At 69.3% G+C, this 20700-nt stretch carries 21 protein-coding genes; 12 read left to right on the top strand and 9 right to left on the bottom strand.

What is annotated here, in order from left to right:
* Positions 1 to 16 precede the first annotated feature (16 nt).
* The 3 genes from J2W45_RS04865 to tkt are packed head-to-tail and all read right to left on the bottom strand — an operon-like array spanning position 17 to position 4877.
* A complete protein-coding gene (locus J2W45_RS04865; protein WP_310129469.1) occupies positions 17 to 1627 on the bottom strand; it encodes a glucose-6-phosphate isomerase in 1611 nt (536 codons plus the stop codon).
* Entirely contained in the window at positions 1624 to 2754 is a 1131-nt protein-coding gene (gene tal, locus J2W45_RS04860; RefSeq protein WP_310129468.1) for a transaldolase, read from the bottom strand. Before tal ends, J2W45_RS04865 begins: the two co-directional genes overlap by 4 nt.
* Positions 2755 to 2783: 29 nt before the next feature.
* The gene (tkt, locus tag J2W45_RS04855; protein WP_310129466.1) at positions 2784 to 4877 is read right to left on the bottom strand and encodes a transketolase; all 2094 of its coding nucleotides are present in this window, start codon (positions 4875 to 4877) and stop codon (positions 2784 to 2786) included.
* Positions 4878 to 5186: 309 nt separating this feature from the next.
* Between tkt and J2W45_RS04850 the strand changes: the two genes are divergently transcribed.
* Positions 5187 to 6107, top strand: a complete 921-nt coding sequence (locus tag J2W45_RS04850) for a heme o synthase (protein ID WP_310129464.1) — start codon at positions 5187 to 5189, stop codon at positions 6105 to 6107.
* A 54-nt stretch (positions 6108 to 6161) separates the two neighbouring features.
* Positions 6162 to 6722 (top strand): GNAT family N-acetyltransferase, encoded by a 561-nt coding sequence (locus J2W45_RS04845; RefSeq protein WP_310129463.1) that lies wholly within the window; start codon positions 6162 to 6164, stop codon positions 6720 to 6722.
* Here J2W45_RS04845 and J2W45_RS04840 read toward each other — a convergent pair.
* Positions 6696 to 7637 (bottom strand): COX15/CtaA family protein, encoded by a 942-nt coding sequence (locus J2W45_RS04840; protein WP_310129461.1) that lies wholly within the window; start codon positions 7635 to 7637, stop codon positions 6696 to 6698. The genes J2W45_RS04845 and J2W45_RS04840 overlap by 27 nt on opposite strands.
* Before the next feature lie 328 nt (positions 7638 to 7965).
* Between J2W45_RS04840 and sufB the strand changes: the two genes are divergently transcribed.
* The 6 genes from sufB (at position 7966) to abc-f (ending at position 13780) form a co-directional block, all read left to right on the top strand.
* Positions 7966 to 9384, top strand: coding sequence for a Fe-S cluster assembly protein SufB (gene sufB / locus J2W45_RS04835; RefSeq protein WP_310129460.1), 1419 nt, complete (start codon positions 7966 to 7968; stop codon positions 9382 to 9384).
* A complete protein-coding gene (gene sufD / locus J2W45_RS04830; RefSeq protein WP_310129459.1) occupies positions 9381 to 10601 on the top strand; it encodes a Fe-S cluster assembly protein SufD in 1221 nt (406 codons plus the stop codon). Before sufB ends, sufD begins: the two co-directional genes overlap by 4 nt.
* Complete coding sequence (locus tag J2W45_RS04825) at positions 10601 to 10930, top strand: non-heme iron oxygenase ferredoxin subunit (RefSeq protein ID WP_310129457.1); 330 nt, start codon at positions 10601 to 10603, stop codon at positions 10928 to 10930. Before sufD ends, J2W45_RS04825 begins: the two co-directional genes overlap by 1 nt.
* 2 nt (positions 10931 to 10932) lie before the next feature.
* Positions 10933 to 11727 (top strand): Fe-S cluster assembly ATPase SufC, encoded by a 795-nt coding sequence (gene sufC / locus J2W45_RS04820; protein ID WP_310129455.1) that lies wholly within the window; start codon positions 10933 to 10935, stop codon positions 11725 to 11727.
* A 23-nt stretch (positions 11728 to 11750) separates the two neighbouring features.
* A complete protein-coding gene (locus J2W45_RS04815) occupies positions 11751 to 12080 on the top strand; it encodes a metal-sulfur cluster assembly factor (protein WP_301208424.1) in 330 nt (109 codons plus the stop codon).
* Between the two features lie 101 nt (positions 12081 to 12181).
* Entirely contained in the window at positions 12182 to 13780 is a 1599-nt protein-coding gene (gene abc-f / locus J2W45_RS04810) for a ribosomal protection-like ABC-F family protein (protein WP_310129453.1), read from the top strand.
* Positions 13781 to 13878: 98 nt separating this feature from the next.
* On the opposite strand, the gene J2W45_RS04805 is transcribed toward abc-f, so the two are convergent.
* Genes J2W45_RS04805 through J2W45_RS04795 form a run of 3 tightly spaced genes read right to left on the bottom strand, consistent with a single transcriptional unit; the run spans position 13879 to position 15271 of the window.
* Positions 13879 to 14742 carry an SURF1 family cytochrome oxidase biogenesis protein gene (locus J2W45_RS04805; RefSeq protein WP_310129451.1) on the bottom strand — a complete coding sequence of 288 codons (864 nt, stop codon included), beginning with the start codon at positions 14740 to 14742 and terminating at the stop codon, positions 13879 to 13881.
* A complete protein-coding gene (locus J2W45_RS04800; protein ID WP_310129450.1) occupies positions 14739 to 14963 on the bottom strand; it encodes a hypothetical protein in 225 nt (74 codons plus the stop codon). Before J2W45_RS04800 ends, J2W45_RS04805 begins: the two co-directional genes overlap by 4 nt.
* Positions 14960 to 15271, bottom strand: coding sequence for a DUF3099 domain-containing protein (locus tag J2W45_RS04795; protein ID WP_310129449.1), 312 nt, complete (start codon positions 15269 to 15271; stop codon positions 14960 to 14962). Before J2W45_RS04795 ends, J2W45_RS04800 begins: the two co-directional genes overlap by 4 nt.
* A 90-nt stretch (positions 15272 to 15361) precedes the next feature.
* On the opposite strand from J2W45_RS04795, the gene fabG reads away from it, so the two are divergent.
* Positions 15362 to 16072 carry a 3-oxoacyl-ACP reductase FabG gene (gene fabG / locus J2W45_RS04790; RefSeq protein ID WP_310129447.1) on the top strand — a complete coding sequence of 237 codons (711 nt, stop codon included), beginning with the start codon at positions 15362 to 15364 and terminating at the stop codon, positions 16070 to 16072.
* A 28-nt stretch (positions 16073 to 16100) separates the two neighbouring features.
* On the opposite strand, the gene serB is transcribed toward fabG, so the two are convergent.
* Both serB and J2W45_RS04780 read right to left on the bottom strand, forming a co-directional pair.
* Positions 16101 to 16781 carry a phosphoserine phosphatase SerB gene (gene serB / locus J2W45_RS04785; protein WP_310129444.1) on the bottom strand — a complete coding sequence of 227 codons (681 nt, stop codon included), beginning with the start codon at positions 16779 to 16781 and terminating at the stop codon, positions 16101 to 16103.
* On the bottom strand, positions 16778 to 18022 hold the full coding sequence (locus J2W45_RS04780; RefSeq protein ID WP_310129443.1) for a glucose-1-phosphate adenylyltransferase: 1245 nt from the start codon (positions 18020 to 18022) through the stop codon (positions 16778 to 16780). Before J2W45_RS04780 ends, serB begins: the two co-directional genes overlap by 4 nt.
* Before the next feature lie 47 nt (positions 18023 to 18069).
* Here J2W45_RS04780 and glgA point away from each other — a divergent pair, with 47 nt between their 5' ends.
* The 3 genes from glgA (at position 18070) to J2W45_RS04765 (ending at position 20496) form a co-directional block, all read left to right on the top strand.
* Complete coding sequence (gene glgA, locus J2W45_RS04775) at positions 18070 to 19260, top strand: glycogen synthase (RefSeq protein ID WP_310129442.1); 1191 nt, start codon at positions 18070 to 18072, stop codon at positions 19258 to 19260.
* Positions 19261 to 19290: 30 nt separating this feature from the next.
* Positions 19291 to 20091, top strand: a complete 801-nt coding sequence (locus J2W45_RS04770; protein WP_310129440.1) for an ABC transporter ATP-binding protein — start codon at positions 19291 to 19293, stop codon at positions 20089 to 20091.
* 153 nt (positions 20092 to 20244) lie between these two features.
* Positions 20245 to 20496: a type B 50S ribosomal protein L31 gene (locus J2W45_RS04765; RefSeq protein WP_115696813.1), complete on the top strand. Its 252-nt coding sequence runs from the start codon at positions 20245 to 20247 to the stop codon at positions 20494 to 20496.
* Positions 20497 to 20700: the final 204 nt, after the last annotated feature.

The raw sequence follows: 20700 nt of genomic DNA, 5'->3' as shown, positions 1-20700 counted from the left end.
CTCCTTTATCGATGGCTCAGTTGACGGCCTCGAACAGCGAGACGACATCCGCCTCGGGGTTCGTGAGCGTCAGAGTCAGCACCGGGCGCCCGTGCTCGCCGAGGACGCTCGCGTCGCCGGCGGCCTGAGCCTGGATGAGCTGCCCGAAGGTGAAGGGACGGCCCGGGATCTCGAGGTCCTCGGACGGCGTCGCCGTGATCTGCAGGAACACGCCGACCGCCGGTCCGCCCTTGTGGAACTGACCCGTGGAGTGCAGGAAGCGCGGGCCCCAGCCGAACGTGACGGGGCGTCCCGCCTTCGCCGCCAGCAGGTCGCGGATGCCCGCGAGCTGGGGGAGTGCGAGACGGTCGACGTAGGCCTGCACCGCGACGTAGCCGTCCGGTCCGAGCTGCGCGAGCAGCGCGTCCACGGCGGCGTCGAGGGTGCTCGCGTCGCCGAGGAAGGACCCGGTGGTGCGGACCTCGATGCCGCCGGCGGTGAACGCGGGGGAGACGGGCTCCGGCCGGTTGTCGAGCAGCGAGCGGGCGGCCACCTTGGCGGCCTCCACGTCCGGCTGGTCGAACGGGTTGATGCCGAGCAGGCGTCCGGCGACGGCCACCGCGTACTCCCACACGAGGAGCTGCGCGCCCAGGCTGCCCGAGACGAGGATCTCGCCCTCGTGGCGGTCGGCCGGGAACAGGTGGTGCGCCTCCGCGTTCGCGACGAGGCGGACGATCTGCAGGTCGGCCGGCTTCGACTCGAGCTCGGGGGCGAGCTTGTCGAGCACGACCGGCAGCAGGCCGGTGCCCTCCTTGCCGGTGGACTCGGCGATCAGCTGCTCGGCCCAGTCGGCGAACCCCACGATGTGGGTGCCGTCCGCGACGATGCCCAGCTTGTCCTTGAGCGGGCTGGTGCCGGCGATCGCGGCGCCCAGCACGAGGCCCGGGTTCTGCTCGTTGTCGACGGCGAGCTCGATGGACGTGGCGTCGGCCTCGTCGAGCAGCTCCTGGATGTCCACGCCGGCGAGACCGGACGGCACCAGGCCGAACGCGGTCAGCGCCGAGTAGCGGCCGCCGACGTTCGGGTCGGCGTTGAACACGCGGTAGCCGGCCTCACGGGCGGACTGGTCGAGCGGGGAACCGGGGTCGGTGACGACGACGATGCGCTCGCGCGGGTCGATGCCCGCATCCTGGAACCACTTCTCGTAGACGCGCTTCTGGCTGTCCGTCTCGAGGGTGGAGCCCGACTTGGACGAGATGACGACCGCGGTGGCCTCCAGCCGGTCGCGCAGCGCCGAGAGCACCTGGCCCGGGTCGGTCGAGTCGAGCACGGTGAGCTCGGCCTCGGCCGTCCGGGTGATGACCTCCGGCGCGAGCGAGGAGCCGCCCATGCCGCCGAGGACGATGTGGTTCACGCCTTTCGCGTGCAGCTCGTCGCGCAGCGCGACGATCTCCGGCACCAGCGGGCGCGAGATGGAGACCGCCTCGGTCCAGCCGAGGCGCTTGCTCGCCTCGGGCTCGGCGGCCGGGCCCCAGAGGGCCGGGTCCTGGGCGGTGATGCCGGACGCCACCTTGTCGGCGACGAGCTGCGGCACCACGGTGCGGACGGCCTCGGCCGCCGCACCGGTGACGTGGATGCGGAACGTCACTTGGCCGCTCCCTCGAGGGCGTTCTTCACGGTCTCGACGAGCTCGCCCCACGAGACGACGAACTTCTCGACACCCTCGCGCTCGAGCGTCTCGGTGACGTCGTCGTAGCTGATGCCGAGATCGGCGAGCTTGTTGAGCACGTCGTTCGACTCGGCGTAGGTGCCGGTGACGGTGTCGCCGGTGATGTTGCCGTGGTCGAAGGTGGCGTCGAGCGTCTTCTCCGGCATCGTGTTGACGACGTTCGGGGCGACGAGCGCCTCGACGTACAGCGTGTCGGGGAGGCTCGGGTCCTTGACGCCGGTGGAGGCCCACAGCGGGCGCTGCTCGTTGGCGCCGGCCTCGACCAGGCGCTTGGCGCGCTCGGTGGCGAACTCCTTCTCGTACACCTCGTAGGCGAGGCGCGCGTTGGCGATGCCGGCCTTGCTCTTGAGGCCCTCGGCCTCGTCGGTGCCGATCGCGGTGAGGCGCTTGTCCACCTCGGTGTCGACGCGCGAGACGAAGAACGAGGCGACCGAGTGGATGCCGGACAGGTCGATGCCCGCCTCCTGGGCCTTCTCGAGACCCGTGAGGTAGGCGTTGATGACCTCGCGGTAGCGCTCCAGGCTGAAGATCAGGGTCACGTTGACGCTGATGCCCGCGGCGATGGTCTCGGTGATGGCCTCGAGGCCCTCGACCGTTGCCGGGATCTTGATCATCACGTTCTGCTTCTGGATCTTGTCCGAGAGCTTCTTGGCGGCGGCGATGGTCGCCTGGGTGTCGTGCGCGAGCCCCGGGGCGACCTCGATCGACACGCGGCCGTCGACGCCGTTGGAGCGCTCGAAGACCTCGTGGAAGATGTCGCTGGCGTTCGCGACGTCGTCGGTGGTGATCTCGAAGATCGCGTCGTCGACGTCCACGCCGGCGGCCGCCAGCTGGCGGACCTGCTCGTCGTAGGACTCGCCCTTGGAGAGGGCGGCGGCGAAGATCGTCGGGTTGGTGGTCACGCCGACCACGTTCTTCTCGGCGATCAGCTTCTGCAGGCCGCCGCTGTTGATGCGCTCGCGCGACAGGTCGTCCAGCCAGATGCTGACGCCCGCGGCGGACAGGGCCGCCGTGGGGGACTGGGTGGTGGAGGTGGTGTCGGTCATCTTCTTCTTCTCTTCTCTTCTGCCCGCGCTCAGAGCGACGCGAGCGATTCCTTCGCGGCGGACACGGCGTGCTCGGTGGTCATGCCGAACTCGCGGAACAGCGTCTTGTAGTCGGCCGACGCACCGAAGTGCTCGATCGAGACGCTGCGTCCGTGGTCGCCGACGATCTTGTCCCAGGCGAGGGCCAGGCCGGCCTCGATGGAGACGCGGGCCTTGACCGCGGCGGGGAGCACCTTCTCCTGGTACTCGGCGGGCTGCTCGGCGAACCACTCGAGGCTCGGGGCCGAGACGACGCGGGCGTTGATGCCCTCTCCGCGCAGCTCCTCGCGGGCCTCGAGGGCGATCTGCACCTCGGAGCCGGTGGCGATGAAGATCACGTCCGGCGTGCCGCCCGGCGCCTCCGCCAGGATGTACGCGCCCTTGGCGACGTTCTTGGCCGAGGCCAGGGTGTCGCCCTCGGCGTCGCCCTCGCCGCGCTCGAACACCGGGATGTTCTGGCGGGTCAGCGCGATGCCGGCCGGGCCGTTGCGACGCTCCAGGATGGTCTTCCATGCCCAGGCGACCTCGTTGGCGTCGCCGGGGCGGACCACCGTGAAGTTGGGGATGGCGCGGAGCGTCGAGAGCTGCTCGATCGGCTGGTGGGTGGGGCCGTCCTCGCCGAGCGCCACGGAGTCGTGCGTCCAGACGAAGATCGACGGGATGTTCATCAGCGCGGACAGGCGGAGGGACGGCCGCTGGTAGTCGCTGAAGATCAGGAACGTGCCGCCGAACGGACGCGTCGGGCCGTGCAGCACGATGCCGTTCAGGATGGCCGCCATGGCGTGCTCGCGGATGCCGAAGTGCAGCACGCGCCCGTACGGGTTGCCGGTCCACTCGTGGGTGGAGCGGTCCGACGGGACGAAGGACGCGGCGCTCTCGATGGTCGTGTTGTTCGACTCCGCGAGGTCGGCCGAGCCGCCCCACAGCTCCGGCATGACCGGGGCGATCGCGTTGAGCACCTTGCCGCTCGCGGCGCGGGTGGAGACGTCCTTGCCCGGCTCGAACACGGGCAGCGCGCTCTCCAGCTCCTCCGGGGCGGCGCCGCTGAGCAGGCGGTCGAGCAGCTGCTTGCGCTCGGGGTTCGTCTCGGCCCAGGCGTCGAAGCCCTTCTGCCATTCGGCGCGCTCCTCGGCGCCGCGCTGGATCGCCTTGCGCGTGTGCTCGATGACCTCGTCGGCCACCTCGAAGGTCTGCTCGGGGTCGAAGCCGAGCACCTCCTTGACGGCGCGCAGCTCGTCGGCGCCCAGGGCGGAGCCGTGGATCTTGCCGGTGTTCTGCTTCTTGGGGGACGGCCAGCCGATGATCGTCTTGAGGATGATCAGCGACGGCTTGTCGGTGACGGCCTTCGCGTTCTCGATCGCCTGGTAGAGCTCCTCGACGTCCTCCTGGTAGACGCCGGTCTTCTTCCAGTCGACGACCTGCACGTCCCAGTGGTACGCCTCGTAGCGAGCCTTGACGTCCTCCGTGAAGGCGATGTCGGTGTCGTCCTCGATCGAGATCTGGTTGCTGTCGTAGATCGCGATCAGGTTGCCGAGCTCCTGGTGGCCGGCGAGCGACGAGGCCTCGGAGCTGACGCCCTCCTCCAGGTCGCCGTCGGACGCGATCACGTAGACGTGGTGGTCGAACGGGCTGGTGCCGGGGGCGGCGTCCGGATCGAACAGGCCGCGCTCGAACCGCTGGGCATAAGCGAAACCGACGGCGGAGGAGATGCCCTGACCGAGAGGTCCGGTGGTGATCTCCACGCCGTCGGTGTGTCCGTACTCGGGGTGGCCGGGGGTGAGGGAGCCCCACGTGCGCAGCTTCTTGAGGTCGTCGAGCTCGAGGCCGTAGCCGCCCAGATAGAGCTGGATGTACTGGGTCAGGGACGAGTGGCCCGCCGAGAGGATGAAGCGGTCGCGACCGAGCCAGTGCTGGTCGCGCGGGTCGCGGCGCATCACCTTCTGGAAGAGCAGGTAGGCCGCGGGGGCGAGGCTCATGGCGGTGCCGGGATGCCCGTTGCCCACCTTCTCCACCGCGTCGGCCGCGAGGACGCGAGCCGTGTCTACTGCCTTGTTGTCAATGGGATCCCACTGCAGTGCTGCCACGTGAAAACTGACCCTTCGTAGATGTGGTGAGGGTCGTCGTGGAACCCGCACCGGTTGAGGTAGTGCGCGCCGTGGACGTCATCGGCGCCGGGCTGCCCGTATCCGTCACGGTCCTACAAAAAGGGCCTGTGGGAAAGGGGTCCGGCTGGCGAGCATCTCCAAGTATAGGTAACACGCACGAAACGTGGGGTGTTCCCCCAGCCGGTTGTGCCAAAGGCGTACAGGGGGTAGCCCGGGATGCGCGACCTCTACGTGCCGTAGACTTGCCGAGGGCCGTCGCGCCCATCCGCCGACACATCACGAGGAGCAATGGACGTCGCTGTAGAGAGCCGTGTCGAACCGGGCCGCATCGGCGTCGCTCGCAAGGCGAAGGCGTACATCGCGCTGACCAAGCCGCGCGTCGTCGAGCTCCTGCTCGTGACGACCGTGCCCACGATGATCCTCGCGGCGAACGGCATCCCGAACCTGTGGCTCGTGCTGGCGACGGTCGTCGGCGGCTACATGAGCGCGGGCTCGGCGGGCGCGTTCAACTGCTACATCGACCGCGACATCGACCGCGTGATGCGCCGCACGAAGAACCGCCCCCTGGTGACCGGCGAGCTCTCCGACCGCGAGGCCCTCGTCTTCGCCTGGGCGCTGGGGATCGCCTCGGTGCTGGTGCTCGGCTTCTTCACCAACTGGCTCGCCGCCGCGCTCTCGGTCGCGGCCATCCTGCTCTACGTCGTCTTCTACACGCTGATCCTGAAGCGCCGCACTCCGCAGAACATCGTGTGGGGCGGCATCGCGGGCTGCATGCCGGTGCTGATCGGCTGGGCCGCCGTGACCGGTTCGCTCGACTGGGCCCCGTTCATCCTGTTCGGCATCATCTTCCTCTGGACGCCGCCGCACTACTGGCCGCTGTCGATGAAGTACCGCTCCGACTACCAGGAGGCCGGCGTGCCGATGCTGGCCGTCGTGCGGGGACGCGCCGTGGTCGGCCTGCAGGTCATCCTGTACGCGTGGGCGATGGTCGCGTGCTCGCTGCTGCTCATCCCGGTCGCGCACATGGGGCTGCTCTACACGGCGATCTCCCTGGTGACCGGCGGTTGGTTCCTCTACGAGTCGCACCGCCTCTACAACTTGGCCATCCGGCACGAGACGGTGTCCCCGATGCGGGTGTTCCACGGCTCGATCGCGTACCTGACGCTGATCTTCCTCGCGGTCGCGATCGACCCGCTGCTTCCCTTCTGAGGATTCTTCAGTCAACCCGTGCACTCCGGGGGTGACCGGCTCTAGCATGTGCGCATGAGCGCACCGTTGCTGGCGACACGTCTGCGGACGCCGCGCCTCGTGCTCGACACTCCGACGGACGACGACATCCCGGACGTGCTGGCCGCCTGCCTCGACGCCGAGACGCAGCGCTGGGTGCCGCTGCCCTCGCCGTACACCCGCGAGAGCGCGGAGTTCTTCGTCCGCAGCTACTGCCCGCACGGTCTCGCGAGCCGCCGCTACACCGTGTGGGCGCTGCACGAGCGCTCGGGCGGCCGGATGCTCGGCGCCCTGGAGGTGCGGCGGGACGAGCGTGCCGGGTCCGCCTCGCTCGGCTGCTGGTCCGGTCCGTGGGCGCGCGGCCGTGGCTTCATGCGCGAGGCTCTGAGCGCGGTGGCGCGCCACGCCCTGGATCCGGACGGTCTCGGCCTCACCAGCCTGAACTGGGAGTACGTGCCGGGCAACGACGCCAGCCGACGCCTCGCGGAGGCGGTCGGATTCGACTTCGGCGAGGGGATGCGCACCCTCGTCAGCCTGCACGGCGAGCCGCGCGAGGCGCGGGTCGGGACGCTACGCCGCGACGACGTCCGCCGCTGACGCCTCGCGGGCGTCCAGCGCGGCGACCGGAGCCTTGAGCGACAGGATCACCGCGGTCATCGCAGCGGCCAGCAGCGCCGCCAAGGTCATGTGCACGCCGACGAGGATGCCCGGCAGCCCGGTGTTCGCCTGGATGAGCCCGACCGCGATCTGGAGCACCTCGACCGCCAGCAGGTACTGCGTGAAGCGGTGGACCGCGGTCGCGCGGTAGCGCCACGAGCCGATCACCAGCACCAGGGTGAGCCCGAAGGTCACGTAGGCGGGGATCGCGTGCACGTGCTGCAGGATCTCGGGGTTGAGGCCGTTCCGCGGGGCGTTCGCGTCGCCGGCGTGCGGACCGCTGCCGGTGGTGAGGATGCCGACCAGGATGGTGACCGCGACGACCGCGCTGGTGACGTGCGCGACGGCGGCGAACCAGCCCGGCACGGCGCGGACGCGGGGACCGGGCACCGCGTAGACGCGGAAGACGAAGGCCGTGCAGGTCGCGACGAGGGCGATCGACACGACGAAGTGCAGCCCGACCACGTAGGGGTTGAGCCCGCTGAGCACGCTGAGGCCGCCGATGACCGCCTGAGCGGGGATGGCGAGGCCGGCGACGAGGGTCAGCCAGAACAGATCCGGGCGCTGCTTGCGCATCCGCAGGATGGCCACGAACGCGATGATCGCCATGATGGCGAGCAGCGCGCTGAGCACGCGGTTGCCGAACTCGATGAAGCCGTGGATGCCCATCTCGGGCGTGTTGACGATCGAGTCCGCCGTGCACTTCGGCCAGGTGGGGCAGCCGAGGCCGCTCGCTGTGAGCCGCACCAGTCCGCCGGTTCCGACCAGGACGACCTGGCCCACCAGGTAGGCCCACGCGATCACCTTCAGCCGCGTGTCCACACGGTCGGGCAGCCAGGCGATGATGCGCTTCATGGTTCGGGGGCTTCCTCGGGTCTCGGACGGTGATGCGGGTGCGGATACTCGGGCAATGCGCAGGCGCGCCTCTACTAATACCGTGCCGCACCTGTAGAATTGGTGGGTTCGAGGAACGCGCCATCCGGCGCGTGCGCGCGTCCGGTTTCTCCGGCCGTGGCCGGGGCATCGTGGCCCGTCTCCCCGAACAGTCTAGGTACGCACGTGGTACGCAGTCACCGCCACCCGCACAATCAGGACGCTCAGGAGCGACCGGCGTGAGCCGTGCGCTCCGAGGGGAATGAGCCGGACTGATATCCGGTTACGAGTGGAAGGAAACGAGGTAGATATGTCAGACATCCTGATCGATCGGCCCGAGCTCGCCTCTTTGGGGCAGTACGAGTTCGGCTGGGCCGATTCCGACGCCGCGGGATCCCTCGCACGTCGTGGTCTCTCGCCCGAGGTGGTGAAAGACATCTCGGCGCTCAAGAACGAGCCCGAGTGGATGCTGCAGCGCCGCCTCAAGGCCCTCCAGCTGTTCGAGCGCAAGCCCATGCCCACCTGGGGAGCCGACCTGTCGGAGATCGACTTCGACAACATCAAGTACTTCGTCCGCTCCACCGAGAAGCAGGCGCAGAGCTGGGAAGACCTGCCGGAGGACATCCGGAACACCTACGAGAAGCTCGGCATCCCGGAGGCGGAGCGCCAGCGCCTCGTCGCCGGCGTCGCGGCCCAGTACGAGTCCGAGGTGGTCTACCACCAGATCCGTGAGGACCTCGAGGCGCAGGGCGTCATCTTCATGGACACCGACACCGCGCTGCGCGAGCACCCCGAGTTCTTCGAGGAGTACTTCGGCACCGTGATCCCCGCCGGCGACAACAAGTTCGCCGCGCTGAACACCGCCGTGTGGTCGGGCGGCTCGTTCGTCTACGTGCCCAAGGGCGTGCAGGTCGAGATCCCGCTGCAGGCCTACTTCCGCATCAACACGGAGAACATGGGCCAGTTCGAGCGCACGCTGATCATCGCCGACGAGGGCAGCTACGTCCACTACATCGAGGGCTGCACCGCGCCGATCTACAAGTCCGACTCGCTGCACTCCGCGGTCGTCGAGATCATCGTGAAGAAGAACGCCCGCGTGCGCTACACGACGATCCAGAACTGGTCGAACAACGTCTACAACCTCGTCACCAAGCGGGCGACCGCGGGTGAGGGCGCGACGATGGAGTGGATCGACGGCAACATCGGCTCCAAGGTGACGATGAAGTACCCGTCGATCTACCTGATGGGGGAGCACGCCAAGGGCGAGACCCTGTCCGTCGCGTTCGCGGGCCCCGGCCAGCACCAGGACGCCGGCGCGAAGATGATCCACATGGCGCCGTACACGCAGTCGTCGATCGTCTCCAAGTCGATCGCCCGCGGCGGCGGTCGTGCCGGCTACCGCGGCGAGGTGCGGATGGATGCGAACGCGCACCACTCCGCCAACACCGTGCGCTGCGACGCCCTGCTCGTCGACACGATCTCGCGGTCGGACACGTACCCTGCCATCGACATCCGCGTCGACGACGTGCAGCTCGGCCACGAGGCGACGGTGTCGCGCGTAAGCGAGGAGCAGCTGTTCTACCTCATGTCGCGAGGGCTCCCGGAGGACGAGGCCATGGCGATGATCGTCCGCGGCTTCATCGAGCCGATCGCCCGCGAGCTCCCCATGGAGTACGCACTGGAACTCAACAAGCTCATCGAGATGGGCATGGAAGGCTCTGTCGGATGACGCAGATCGAGACGACGCAGACCACCGCGCCCGCCCCGACCCACATGCGAGCACCGGTTCCGGTGCAGAGCCGCGCCGAGCGGTTCACCTCCACCGAGGTCTCGGACTTCCCGGCCGTCACCGGCCGGGAGCCGATGTGGAAGTACACGCCCGTCGCGCGCATCCAGGAGCTCACCTCCGGTGACCTCGACGGCTCGCCCTACGTCTACGACGCCACGGCGGCACCCGGCGTGACGACCGCGTGGATCCCACGCGACGACGCCCGCATCGGCGCCGCCGGAACGCCGGAGGACCGCGCGTCCGCCAACGCCTGGACCGCCTTCGAGCAGGCGCTCCTCGTGAGCGTCGGCGCCGACCTCAGCGGCGACCGCCGCGAGGTCACGATCGCCCGCACCGCCCTCGGCGGCGCGCCCCGCGCGGCGCACACCGTCGTAGAGGTCGCGCCAGGCGCGGTCGCGACGCTGATCCTGCAGAACACCGGCTCGGCGCACCTGACCGAGAACGTCGAGTTCCTGCTCGGGAAGGACGCCGACCTCACCGTCGTGTCCCTCCAGGAGTGGGACGACGACGCGCTGCACGTCGCCGCGCACTTCGCCGAGCTCGGCGAGGGCGCGCGCATCAAGCACGTCGCGATCACCCTCGGCGGCGGCGTCGTGCGGCTGAACCCGTCGGCGCACCTCGCCGGCGCGCGAGCCGACGCCGAGCTGCTCGGCGCATACTTCGCGGACGCGACGCAGCACCTCGAGCAGCAGGTGTACGTCTACCACGACGGTCCCGAGACCCGCAGCCGCGTCAGCTACAAGGGCGCACTGCAGGGCGAGGGCGCACGCACGGTCTGGATCGGCGACGTGCTCATCGGCCCGAAGGCCGTCGGCACCGACACCTACGAGCAGAACCGCAACCTCGTGCTCACCGACGGCGCGCGCGCGGACTCGGTGCCGAACCTCGAGATCGAGACCGGCGACATCGTCGGCGCCGGCCATGCGAGCGCCACCGGCCGTTTCGACGACGAGCAGCTGTTCTACCTGCAGTCGCGAGGCATCCCGGAGGAGGAGGCGCGCCGCCTGGTCGTGCGCGGCTTCCTCGCCGAGATCGTCCAGCAGATCGGCTCGCCGGCGCTCCAGGAGCGCCTGCAGGCGAAGATCGAGGACGAGCTCGAGTCCTCGACGGTCACCGCGTCGGCGCCCTCCGCCCCGACCGCCGGGGCCGAGAACTGATGGCGGGCCAGCGCGTCGCAGCCGTCGCGGAGCTCGTCGAGAATCAGGCGACGCGCGTGGTGCTCGACGGCGTCCCGATCGCGGTCGTCAAGGACTCGTCCGGTACGGTGCACGCCATCGGCGACACCTGCACGCACGGCGAGATCTCGCTCTCCGAGGGCTTCGTCGAAGACGAGAGCCTGGAGTGCTGGGCCCACGGCTCGCAGTTCTCGCTCCTGACCGGCAAGCCCCTCAACCTCCCGGCCTACGAGCCGGTCCCCGTGTTTCCCGTCGAGATCATCGACGGAGACGTCTTCATCGACCCCAGCGCCCCGAAAGTGAACCAGTAACCATGTCAGTCCTCGAGATCCGCGACCTCCACGTCACCGTCGAGACGGACCAGGGCACCAAGCCCATCCTGAACGGCGTCGACCTCACCATCAACGAGGGTGAGATCCACGCGATCATGGGCCCGAACGGGTCCGGCAAGTCCACCTTGGCGTACACGATCGCCGGGCACCCCAAGTACACCGTCACCCAGGGCAGCATCACGCTGGACGGCGAGGACGTCCTCGCGATGACCGTCGACGAGCGCGCCCGCGCCGGGCTGTTCCTCGCCATGCAGTACCCGGTCGAGATCCCCGGTGTGACCAACACGAACTTCCTCCGCACCGCCAAGACCGCGATCGCGGGCGAGGCGCCGTCCATCCGCACTTGGGTCAAGGACGTTCGCGAGTCGATGAACGCGCTGCGCATGGACTCCTCGTTCGCCGAGCGCAACGTCAACGAGGGCTTCTCGGGCGGCGAGAAGAAGCGCAACGAGATCCTCCAGCTCGAACTGCTGAAGCCCCGCTTCGCGGTGCTCGACGAGACCGACTCGGGCCTCGACGTGGATGCGCTGAAGATCGTCTCCGAGGGTGTCAACCGCGCCAAGGCGAACACCGGCCTCGGCATCCTGCTGATCACCCACTACACGCGCATCCTGCGCTACATCAAGCCGGACTTCGTGCACGTCTTCGTCGCCGGCCGCGTCGCCGAGCAGGGCGGCCCGGAGCTCGCCGACCGCCTGGAGGAGGAGGGCTACGACCGCTACGTCGACGCCCCCGAGCCCGCGTCGGCCTCCGCGGCCGAGCTGGCCGGCTCCTGAGGCCCGAGAGGTAGAATCCACACATGCCCGCCACGCTGAGCCCAGCGCTCTTCGACCAGGTCGAAGAGGCGCTGAAGAACGTCATGGATCCCGAGCTCGGGATCAATGTCGTCGACCTGGGCCTCATCTACGACCTCGCCTGGGACGACGAGAACAACGCCCTCATCATCTCGATGACGCTCACGAGCGCCGGCTGCCCGCTGACCGACGTGCTCGAGGAGCAGACCGCCGAGGCACTCGACGGCATCGTCGAGGCGTTCCGCATCAACTGGGTGTGGATGCCGCCGTGGGGTCCCGAGCGGATCACCGATGACGGGCGCGACATGATGCGCGCCCTCGGCTTCGCCATCTGACAACTCTCCCCAGCCATCCGTTCCTCAGTTTCTCCGCTGCACGCTCGGCGTGTACCCGGACTAACTGAGGAACGGATGGCTGCTGAACGAATGGAATCACTGTGCTTGCCGTGCAGGGCCTCGAACTGCGCGTAGGCGCACGCCTCCTGATGGAGGACGTGAGCTTCCGCGTCGCCGACGGCGACAAGATCGGCCTCGTCGGGCGCAACGGCGCCGGCAAGACGACGCTGACCAAGGTGCTCGCGGGCGATCTGCTGCCCACCGCGGGCAAGGTCGACCGCTCGGGCGAACTCGGCTACCTGCCGCAGGACCCGCGGTCCGGCAACCTCGACGACCTCGCGCGCACGCGCATCCTGGACGCTCGTGGCCTGGGGTCCATCGTGCTCGGGATGCAGCAGGCGACGCTCGACATGGCGAGCAGCGACTCCGGGGTATCCGAGGCCGCGATGAAGAAGTACGGCCGGCTGGAGGAGCGCTTCCACCTCCTCGGCGGGTACGCGGCCGAGGCGGAGGCGGCGTCCATCGCGTCCAACCTGAACCTGCCCGACCGCATCCTGGACCAGCCGCTGAAGACCCTCTCGGGAGGTCAGCGCCGCCGCATCGAGCTGGCGCGCATCCTGTTCTCGGACGCCCGCACGATGATCCTCGACGAGCCGACGAACCACCTGGATGCCGACTCGGTCATCTGGCTGCGCGACTTCCTCAAGAACTACAGCGGCGGCTTCATCGTGATCTCGCACGACGTCGAGCTCGTGGGTGAGACGGTCAACCGCGTCTTCTACCTGGATGCGAACCGCCAGGTCATCGACATCTACAACATGGGCTGGAAGAACTACCAGCGCCAGCGCGCCGCCGACGAGGAGCGCCGCAAGAAGGAGCGCGCGAACGCCGAGAAGAAGGCCGGTGCGCTCCAGCTCCAGGCCGCGAAGTTCGGTGCGAAGGCCACGAAGGCCGCCGCCGCCCACCAGATGGTGGCGCGTGCGGAGAAGCTGCTCGCCGGGCTCGAAGACGTGCGCCAGGTCGACCGTGTCGCGAAGCTGCGCTTCCCGACGCCCGCGCCGTGCGGCCGCACGCCGCTGCAGGCCAGCGACCTGTCGAAGAGCTACGGTTCGCTGGAGATCTTCACGGCCGTCGATCTCGCGATCGACCGCGGATCGAAGGTCGTCGTGCTGGGTCTCAACGGCGCCGGCAAGACGACGCTGCTGCGGATGCTCGCCGGCGTGGATGCGCCGGACACCGGTCAGGTGGAGCCCGGGCACGGCCTCCGCATCGGGTACTACGCGCAGGAGCACGAGACGATCGACGTCGAGCGCACGGTGCTGCAGAACATGGTGTCGTCGTCACCCTCGCTGACCGAGACCGAGGCGCGGAAGGTGCTGGGCTCGTTCCTGTTCACCGGCGATGACGCGCACAAGCCCGCCGGGGTGCTCTCCGGTGGTGAGAAGACACGGCTGGCACTGGCGATGATCGTCGTGTCGGGTGCGAACGTCCTTCTGCTCGACGAGCCGACGAACAACCTCGACCCGGCCAGCCGCGAGGAGATCCTGGATGCGCTCGCGCACTACGAGGGCGCGGTCGTGCTGGTCAGCCACGACGAGGGCGCCGTCGAGGCGCTCAACCCCGAGCGCGTACTCATCCTCCCCGACGGCACCGAGGACCACTGGTCGCCCGACTACCTCGACCTCATCTCCCTCGCCTGAGCGATTCCGCCCCCGTCGAGTACACGAAAAGTGCACGCCCCAAGCCTCTGGGCCGTGCACTTTTCGTGTACTCGACGGTGGGGGCGCGGACGAGAGCGTCAGCGGGTGGCGTCGAGGAGCTCGTCCTCGACGTCGGCGTCGGTGCGCTTCGCGCGACGGCGGCGCTCCCGCTCGGCGGCCCGCGCGCGCTCGGCGGGGTCGTCGGAGTTGCGGCGCCGGTACTCGGTGACGAGGGCGTAGCCGAGGCCGAAGAAGCCGATCAGCGCGAAGATGATCCACTGGATCATGTACGACCAGTGAAGCCCCTCATCCTGCGTCGGGGGAGCGGTCACCGTGGGCGTCGGGGCCGTCGCGGGCGCCGGGTCCTCGCTGTCGAGCAGTCCGTAGGCGGACGTGTACATGTCCGCGCCGTCGAGCTTCTGCTTCACGACCGAGAGCTGGATGGTCCCCACCTGATCGCCGACCGCCGTCCGCCCGGCGATGGCCGGCTCGCTCGCCTTCAGCCGCGCCACCACGGTCACCGTGCCGGACGGCGCGGCGGGGACGTGGTCGGGGGAGTCGGTGCGGTTGCCGGTCGGCACCCATCCGCGGTCGACGATGAACAGCGAGCCGTCCGCAGTCCGCAGCGGGGTGAGCACCTCGAAGCCGGGGCTGCCGTTGAACGGCCGGTTGCGCACGAGCAGCTGCTTGTCGCGCTCGTACGTCCCGGTGACCGTCACGCGCGTCCACTCCTGCTTCGGCGAGTAGGCGCCGAGCGACGGGAGTTCCTGGGTGAGCGGCACCGGCCGCGAGTCGAAGTTCGCCGTGATCAGCGCATTCGCTGCCGCAGCCTCCTTGCTGCGCGACAGCTGCCAGTTGGAGAGGAACCCGCAGGCGATGGCGAACGCGATCGCGAACGCCAGGTAGCCCAGCCAACGGCGCGAGAAGGCGAACCGCCAGCCGGCGGTCTTCTGCTCGCTCACGCCGACGTCCTGGTGTCGTCGGCCGCGACCACCCGCAGCGGGAAGTCGCGCGCGGCGAGGAACTCACGCAGGAAGTCCACGTGCTCCGGGCACGCGAGCCACACCTTGACGCGGTCCTCCGAGTGGATGCGCGGGTTGCGCCACTCGATGCGCCACTCGGCGGTCTCACGGCAGCCGGCGCGCGAACAGGTCAGCGGCTCCGGCTCGCCGATCCCGATCACTGGCCCTCCCGAGGCTCTTCTCCGGGCGCCCGAGGTGGTGGTGGCGCCACAGGAACGATACTGCCTGGACGCTGAACGTCGACTCGACCCTGCTCCACCGACACGTTCGCGATGACCACTGCGAAGTAGGGGAGGAAGATCGCGAGGACCAGAGGGATGGCAGCCCACCATCCCGGCACGATGACCGCCGCGATCAGGCAGAGCACGCGCACGCCCATGGCGACCGAATACTTGATCATCCGGTGCCGTCGCTCCTCGTCGGGAGAGAGGGGGAGACTCGTGATCGACGGTGCTGAGGACTTTTTCATGTGCGTTGCCTTTAGCGTACGTCCATAAACTGGGGTTGGGTCCCGCTCGGGACGAATCCGCAGGAAGCATCATTTCCAGAAGGGAAGCGCATGACCACGCCACGCACCGTCCTCGTCACCGGAGGCAACCGGGGGATCGGCTACGCCATCGCAGAGGAGTTCGTCGCGCAGGGTCACCGCGTCGCCGTCACGGCGCGTTCGGGCGAGGGACCGCCCGGCGCGCTGACCGTGCGGGCGGATGTGACGGACACGGCCTCCGTGGACGCGGCGTTCGCCGAGGTCGAGGAGAAGCTGGGCCCGGTGGAGGTCGTGGTCGCGAACGCGGGAATCACCAAGGACACACTGCTCATGCGGATGACGGACGAGGAGTTCGACTCCGTCGTCGAGACGAACCTGGGCGGCGCCTTCCGCGTCGTCAAGCGGGCGAACAAGGGGATGCTGAAGGCCCGCTTCGGCCGCATCGTCCTGATCTCGAGCGTCGTCGGCCTGTTCGGCGGGGCAGGGCAGGTCAACTACGCGTCGTCCAAGGCGGGGCTCATCGGCATGGCCCGCTCCATCACGCGCGAGCTCGGCGCCCGCGGCATCACGGCGAACGTCGTGGCGCCCGGCTTCATCGAGACGGACATGACGGCGGCTCTGCCGGAGGCGCAGCAGGCCGAGTACAAGAAGAGCATCCCCGCGGGCCGGTTCGCCTCGGCCGGCGAGGTGGCGAAGGTCGTCACGTGGATCGCGGGCGACGACGCAGGCTACATCTCCGGAGCGGTCATCCCGGTCGACGGCGGTCTCGGGATGGGGCACTAGCCCGAAGCGGGAGCGGCCGACGCCCCCGTCAGCCGCGCAGGCCGAGCAGGGGCAGCACCTGGGAGAGGTCGGTGCGGTCGACGACGACGTCGGCCTCCGCCCGCACCTTCGGCTTGGCGTTGAACGCGACGGCGAGTCCTGCCTCCGCCATCATCCGGAGGTCGTTCGCCCCGTCGCCGATGGCCACGGTCTGGCGCAGATGCACGCCCGCGGCGGCGGCCCAGAAGAGCAGCGCCTGCGCCTTGGCGGCGGCATCCACCACCGGACCGTCGACCTCGCCGGTAAGCACTCCGTTGCGCACCACCAGGCGGTTGGCCCGCCAGTGGTCGAGGCCGAGCCGTTCGCCGATCGGGTCGAGCAGCTCGTGGAACCCGCCGGAGACGACGCCGACGACACCGCCGGCCTGCTGGACGCCCGCGATCAGCTCCGGCACGCCGTCGGTGACGCGGATGCGCTCGCCCACGTGCTGGAAGACGGAGGCCGGCAGCCCCTTGAGGGTGCGGACGCGCTCACGCAGGCTGCGCTCGAAGTCGAGTTCGCCGCGCATGGCACGCTCGGTGATGTCCGCGACCTCGGTGCGTGATCCCGCCTCCTCGGCGAGCAGCTCGATGACCTCGTCCTGGAGCAGCGTGGAGTCGGCGTCGAGCACGACGAGCAGCGAAGCGGTTCGGCGGTGTTCGGTTGTGGTGGATGGCGTGGCTGGCGTCATGGAACGACGTGCACTCCCTTGCCGACCACGGTGATGCCCGAGTCGGTCACGGTGAAGCCGCGCGCGCGGTCGCGCTCCGGGTCGACGCCGATCTGCGCGCCCTCGGCGACCACCACATCCTTGTCGAGGATGGCGCGGCCCACGAACGCGTTCGGCTCGATGATCGCGCGCTCGAAGACGACCGAATCGATCACCTTCGCGCCCGAGTCCACCTTCGCCCATGGGCCCAGCACGCTGCGCTCGAGGTGGGCGCCGGAGATCACCGACCCCAGGGAGACGATCGAGTCGATGGTCGTGCCGAGCGCGCCGCGCCCGTCCCGCACGATCTTCGCCGGCGGCGAGTTGAGCACCTGGCTGAAGATCGGCCAGCTGTTGTTGTAGAGGTTGAAGACAGGAAGCGCCGAGATCAGGTCCTGGTGCGCCTCGAAGAACGAGTCGATCGTCCCGACATCCCGCCAGTAGTAGCGGTCGCGGTCCGTCGACCCCGGCACGTCGTTGTTGTTGAAGTCGTAGACGGCCGCCTCGTTGCGAGACACGAAGTCGGGGATGATGTCGCCGCCCATGTCGTGGTTGGAGTCGGGCCGGTCGCCGTCCCGGATGACGGCGTCGATGAGGGCGTCCGCGTCGAAGACGTAGTTGCCCATCGAGGCGAGCACCTCGTTCGGCGAGTCGGGCAGGCCGATCGGGTCGCGCGGCTTCTCGCGGAACGCGCCGATGCGCGTGGGCCGCTCGGGCTCCACCTCGATGACGCCGAACTGGTCGGCGAGCCCGATGGGCTGACGGATGGCGGCGACGGTCGCCGGGGCGCCGGAGTCGATGTGCGCCTGGATCATCTGACCGAAGTCCATCCGGTACACGTGGTCGGCGCCGACGACGACCACGATGTCGGGCTTCTCGTCGCGGAGCAGGTTGAGGCTCTGCAGGATGGCGTCCGCCGACCCGCTGAACCAGCGCTTTCCGAGGCGCTGCTGCGCCGGGACGGACGCGATGTAGGAGTTCGTGATGCCGTCGAGCCGCCAGGTCTGCGACACGTGGCGGTCGAGGCTGTGGGACTTGTACTGGGTGAGCACGACGATCTGGCGCAGCTGCGAGTTGATCAGGTTCGACAGGGCGAAGTCGATGAGGCGGTACTGGCCGCCGAACGGGACAGCGGGCTTGGCCCGGTCCGCGGTCAACGGCATCAGCCGCTTGCCCTCTCCGCCCGCGAGGACGATGCCGAAGATCTTCTTGCCTGCTGCCATGTCCTCCACAGTAGAGGCGAAGTGTTCGCTGTACTAGCGTTTTGGTCATGCGCGTCGATCTTCTGACCAGGGAGTACCCACCGGACATCTACGGGGGTGCCGGGGTCCACGTGACGGAGCTCGTGCGGGCGCTCCGGAACGACACCGAGGTGATCGTGCGCGCCTTCGGCGAGCCGCGCGACGAGCCGGATACCGCGTCGTACCGCGTGCCCGCGGAGCTCGCCGACGCCAACGGCGCGATCGCCACGCTCGGCGTCGACCTGCAGATGGCGCAGGACTGCGGGGGAGCGGATGTCGTCCACTCGCACACCTGGTATGCGAACGCCGGCGGTCACCTGGCGAAGCTGCTGCACGGTGTCCCGCACGTCGTCACGGCGCACAGCCTGGAGCCGCTGCGGCCGTGGAAGGCCGAGCAGCTCGGCGGCGGATACCGCGTCTCCAGCTGGATCGAGAAGACCGCGTTCGAGGCCGCCGACACCGTCATCGCCGTGAGCGACGGGATGCGCCGCGACATCCTCGCCGCGTACCCCGCCCTCGACCCGACCAAGGTCATCACGATTTACAACGGCATCGACCTGGAGCGCTGGCAGCCCCTCCGCGACGACGACCGCGCCCGCGCGCTCGGGATCGACCCGGACCGTCCCGCCGTCATCTTCGTCGGGCGCATCACCCGCCAGAAGGGCCTCCCGTACCTGCTGCGCGCGGCGCGCGCGCTGCCGAAGGACGTGCAGGTCATCCTCTGCGCCGGCGCGCCGGACACGCCCGAGATCCTCGCCGAGGTGACCGGACTGGTCGAGCAGCTGCAGGCCGAGCGCGACGGCGTCGTGTGGATCGACCGCCTGCTGCCGAACGACGAACTGCGGATCGCCCTCACCGCATCCACCGTCTTCGTCTGCCCGTCGATCTACGAGCCACTAGGCATCGTCAACCTGGAGGCCATGGCCTGCGGGCTCCCGGTGGTCGGCACGGCCACCGGCGGCATCCCCGAGGTGATCGTGGACGGCGTCACGGGACGGCTGGTGCCCATCCAGCAGCTGCAGGACGGCACCGGCACGCCGACCGACCCGGAGCGCTTCGTGAACGACCTCGCGGCAGCGCTCACGGAGGTCGTCAGCGACCCGGCCCGGGCGGCCGAGATGGGCCGCGCGGGGCGCGAGCGGGCGCAGACGTCGTTCAGCTGGGCGACCATCGCCGAGCAGACCCGCGACGTGTACCGCTCGCTGGCCGGTCGTCACTGATCGCCGCGCTGCGCAGGTAGGCTGGAAGGCATGGCCGACAGCGTTCTCCGACTTACCGACGTGTCCGTTGTACGGGACGGCAACCCCGTCCTGAAGGGTATCGACTGGGCGGTCGAGCCGGACGAACGGTGGGTCATCCTGGGCCGAAACGGCGCCGGCAAGACGACGCTGCTGCAGGTCGCCGCCGCGGCGCTGCACCCGTCCTCGGGCGAGGCGGTCGTGCTCGGCGAGTCGGTCGGCCACACCGACCTGGCGGAGCTCCGTCCGCTGCTCGGCTTCGCCTCGAGCGCGCTGGCCCGGCGCATCCCGCGCACCGAGCGCGTGCTCGACGTCGTGATGACCGCCGCTTATGCGGTCACCGGACGCTGGAACGAGCTCTACGAGGAGATCGACGAGCGGCGCGCCCACCGCGTGCTCGCCGAGTGGCACCTCGACCACCTGGCCGAGCGCGCCTTCGGCAGCCTCTCCGACGGCGAGCAGAAGCGCGTGCAGATCGCCCGCTCGGTGATGACCGACCCCGAGATACTGCTGCTGGACGAGCCGGCGGCGAGCCTCGACCTCGGCGGCCGCGAGGAGCTGCTGCAGCTGCTCGGCGGCTACGCCAGCGACCCGAAGTCGCCCGCGATCGTCATGGTCACCCACCACGTGGAGGAGATCCCGCAGGCGTTCAACCGCGCGCTGCTGCTCAAGGACGGCGAGATCATGGCCAAGGGCCCGATCGCCGAGGTGCTGACGAGCGAGAACCTCAGCGCGACGTTCGACATCGACGTCGAGATCGCCGAGTCCGACGGCCGCTACACCGCCCGGGCGCGCCAGGCCGTCGCGGACTGAGCCACGCGGCCTGATCTGCTAGACTCGATAGCTGGCCCCCGAACCGATCATGCCGTCACGGCGACGTTCGTTTCATCGGGTCTGAAGCTTCCCGTCCACGCGGTCTGCGCGGACACGACCGAACCGACTACTAGCTGCAACAAGGAAGTCCTGATGAAGACTGGCATCCACCCCGACTACGCCCCGGTGGTTTTCCGCGACCTGGCCTCGGGTGCGACGTTCCTCACCCGCTCCACCGTCTCGAGCGACAAGACGATCGAGTGGGAGGACGGCAACACCTACCCGGTGATCGACGTCGAGATCTCGTCCGAGTCGCACCCGTTCTACACCGGCAAGCAGCGCATCCTCGACTCCGCCGGCCGCGTCGAGAAGTTCAACTCGCGCTACAAGAACTTCGGCAAGTAAGCCGCAGCGCCCCGGGCGCGCACGAAGGCCCCCGTCCAGCGGACGGGGGCCTTCGTCGTGTGCTGGGTGCGTGGGGGTGTGTGGTTCGGCGCGGCACGTCGGAGATCCGCGCGTGTGCGTCGGCGATCCGGCCAGATCGGGCCCCGGTCTCCGTACCGTCGGAGATTCGCAACCGTACGTCGGAGATCCGGCCGGATCGGGTCC

This window comes from Leifsonia shinshuensis, assembly GCF_031456835.1.
Taxonomy (GTDB): Bacteria; Actinomycetota; Actinomycetes; order Actinomycetales; family Microbacteriaceae; genus Leifsonia; species Leifsonia shinshuensis_C.
The sequence above is the reverse complement of the archived record's forward strand: the minus strand, read 5'-3'. Positions and strand labels throughout refer to the sequence as shown.

Excerpts from the sequence above, each read along its gene's own strand:
- tal (WP_310129468.1), bottom strand. The coding sequence starts at position 2,754 with ATGACCGACACCACCTCCACCACCCAGTCCCCCACGGCGGCCCTGTCC.
- J2W45_RS04850 (WP_310129464.1), top strand. The coding sequence starts at position 5,187 with ATGGACGTCGCTGTAGAGAGCCGTGTCGAACCGGGCCGCATCGGCGTC.
- J2W45_RS04845 (WP_310129463.1), top strand. The coding sequence starts at position 6,162 with ATGAGCGCACCGTTGCTGGCGACACGTCTGCGGACGCCGCGCCTCGTG.
- J2W45_RS04840 (WP_310129461.1), bottom strand. The coding sequence starts at position 7,637 with ATGAAGCGCATCATCGCCTGGCTGCCCGACCGTGTGGACACGCGGCTG.
- sufB (WP_310129460.1), top strand. The coding sequence starts at position 7,966 with ATGTCAGACATCCTGATCGATCGGCCCGAGCTCGCCTCTTTGGGGCAG.
- sufD (WP_310129459.1), top strand. The coding sequence starts at position 9,381 with ATGACGCAGATCGAGACGACGCAGACCACCGCGCCCGCCCCGACCCAC.
- J2W45_RS04825 (WP_310129457.1), top strand. The coding sequence starts at position 10,601 with ATGGCGGGCCAGCGCGTCGCAGCCGTCGCGGAGCTCGTCGAGAATCAG.
- sufC (WP_310129455.1), top strand. The coding sequence starts at position 10,933 with ATGTCAGTCCTCGAGATCCGCGACCTCCACGTCACCGTCGAGACGGAC.
- J2W45_RS04815 (WP_301208424.1), top strand. The coding sequence starts at position 11,751 with ATGCCCGCCACGCTGAGCCCAGCGCTCTTCGACCAGGTCGAAGAGGCG.
- J2W45_RS04795 (WP_310129449.1), bottom strand. The coding sequence starts at position 15,271 with ATGAAAAAGTCCTCAGCACCGTCGATCACGAGTCTCCCCCTCTCTCCC.
- fabG (WP_310129447.1), top strand. The coding sequence starts at position 15,362 with ATGACCACGCCACGCACCGTCCTCGTCACCGGAGGCAACCGGGGGATC.
- serB (WP_310129444.1), bottom strand. The coding sequence starts at position 16,781 with ATGACGCCAGCCACGCCATCCACCACAACCGAACACCGCCGAACCGCT.
- J2W45_RS04780 (WP_310129443.1), bottom strand. The coding sequence starts at position 18,022 with ATGGCAGCAGGCAAGAAGATCTTCGGCATCGTCCTCGCGGGCGGAGAG.
- glgA (WP_310129442.1), top strand. The coding sequence starts at position 18,070 with ATGCGCGTCGATCTTCTGACCAGGGAGTACCCACCGGACATCTACGGG.
- J2W45_RS04770 (WP_310129440.1), top strand. The coding sequence starts at position 19,291 with ATGGCCGACAGCGTTCTCCGACTTACCGACGTGTCCGTTGTACGGGAC.
- J2W45_RS04765 (WP_115696813.1), top strand. The coding sequence starts at position 20,245 with ATGAAGACTGGCATCCACCCCGACTACGCCCCGGTGGTTTTCCGCGAC.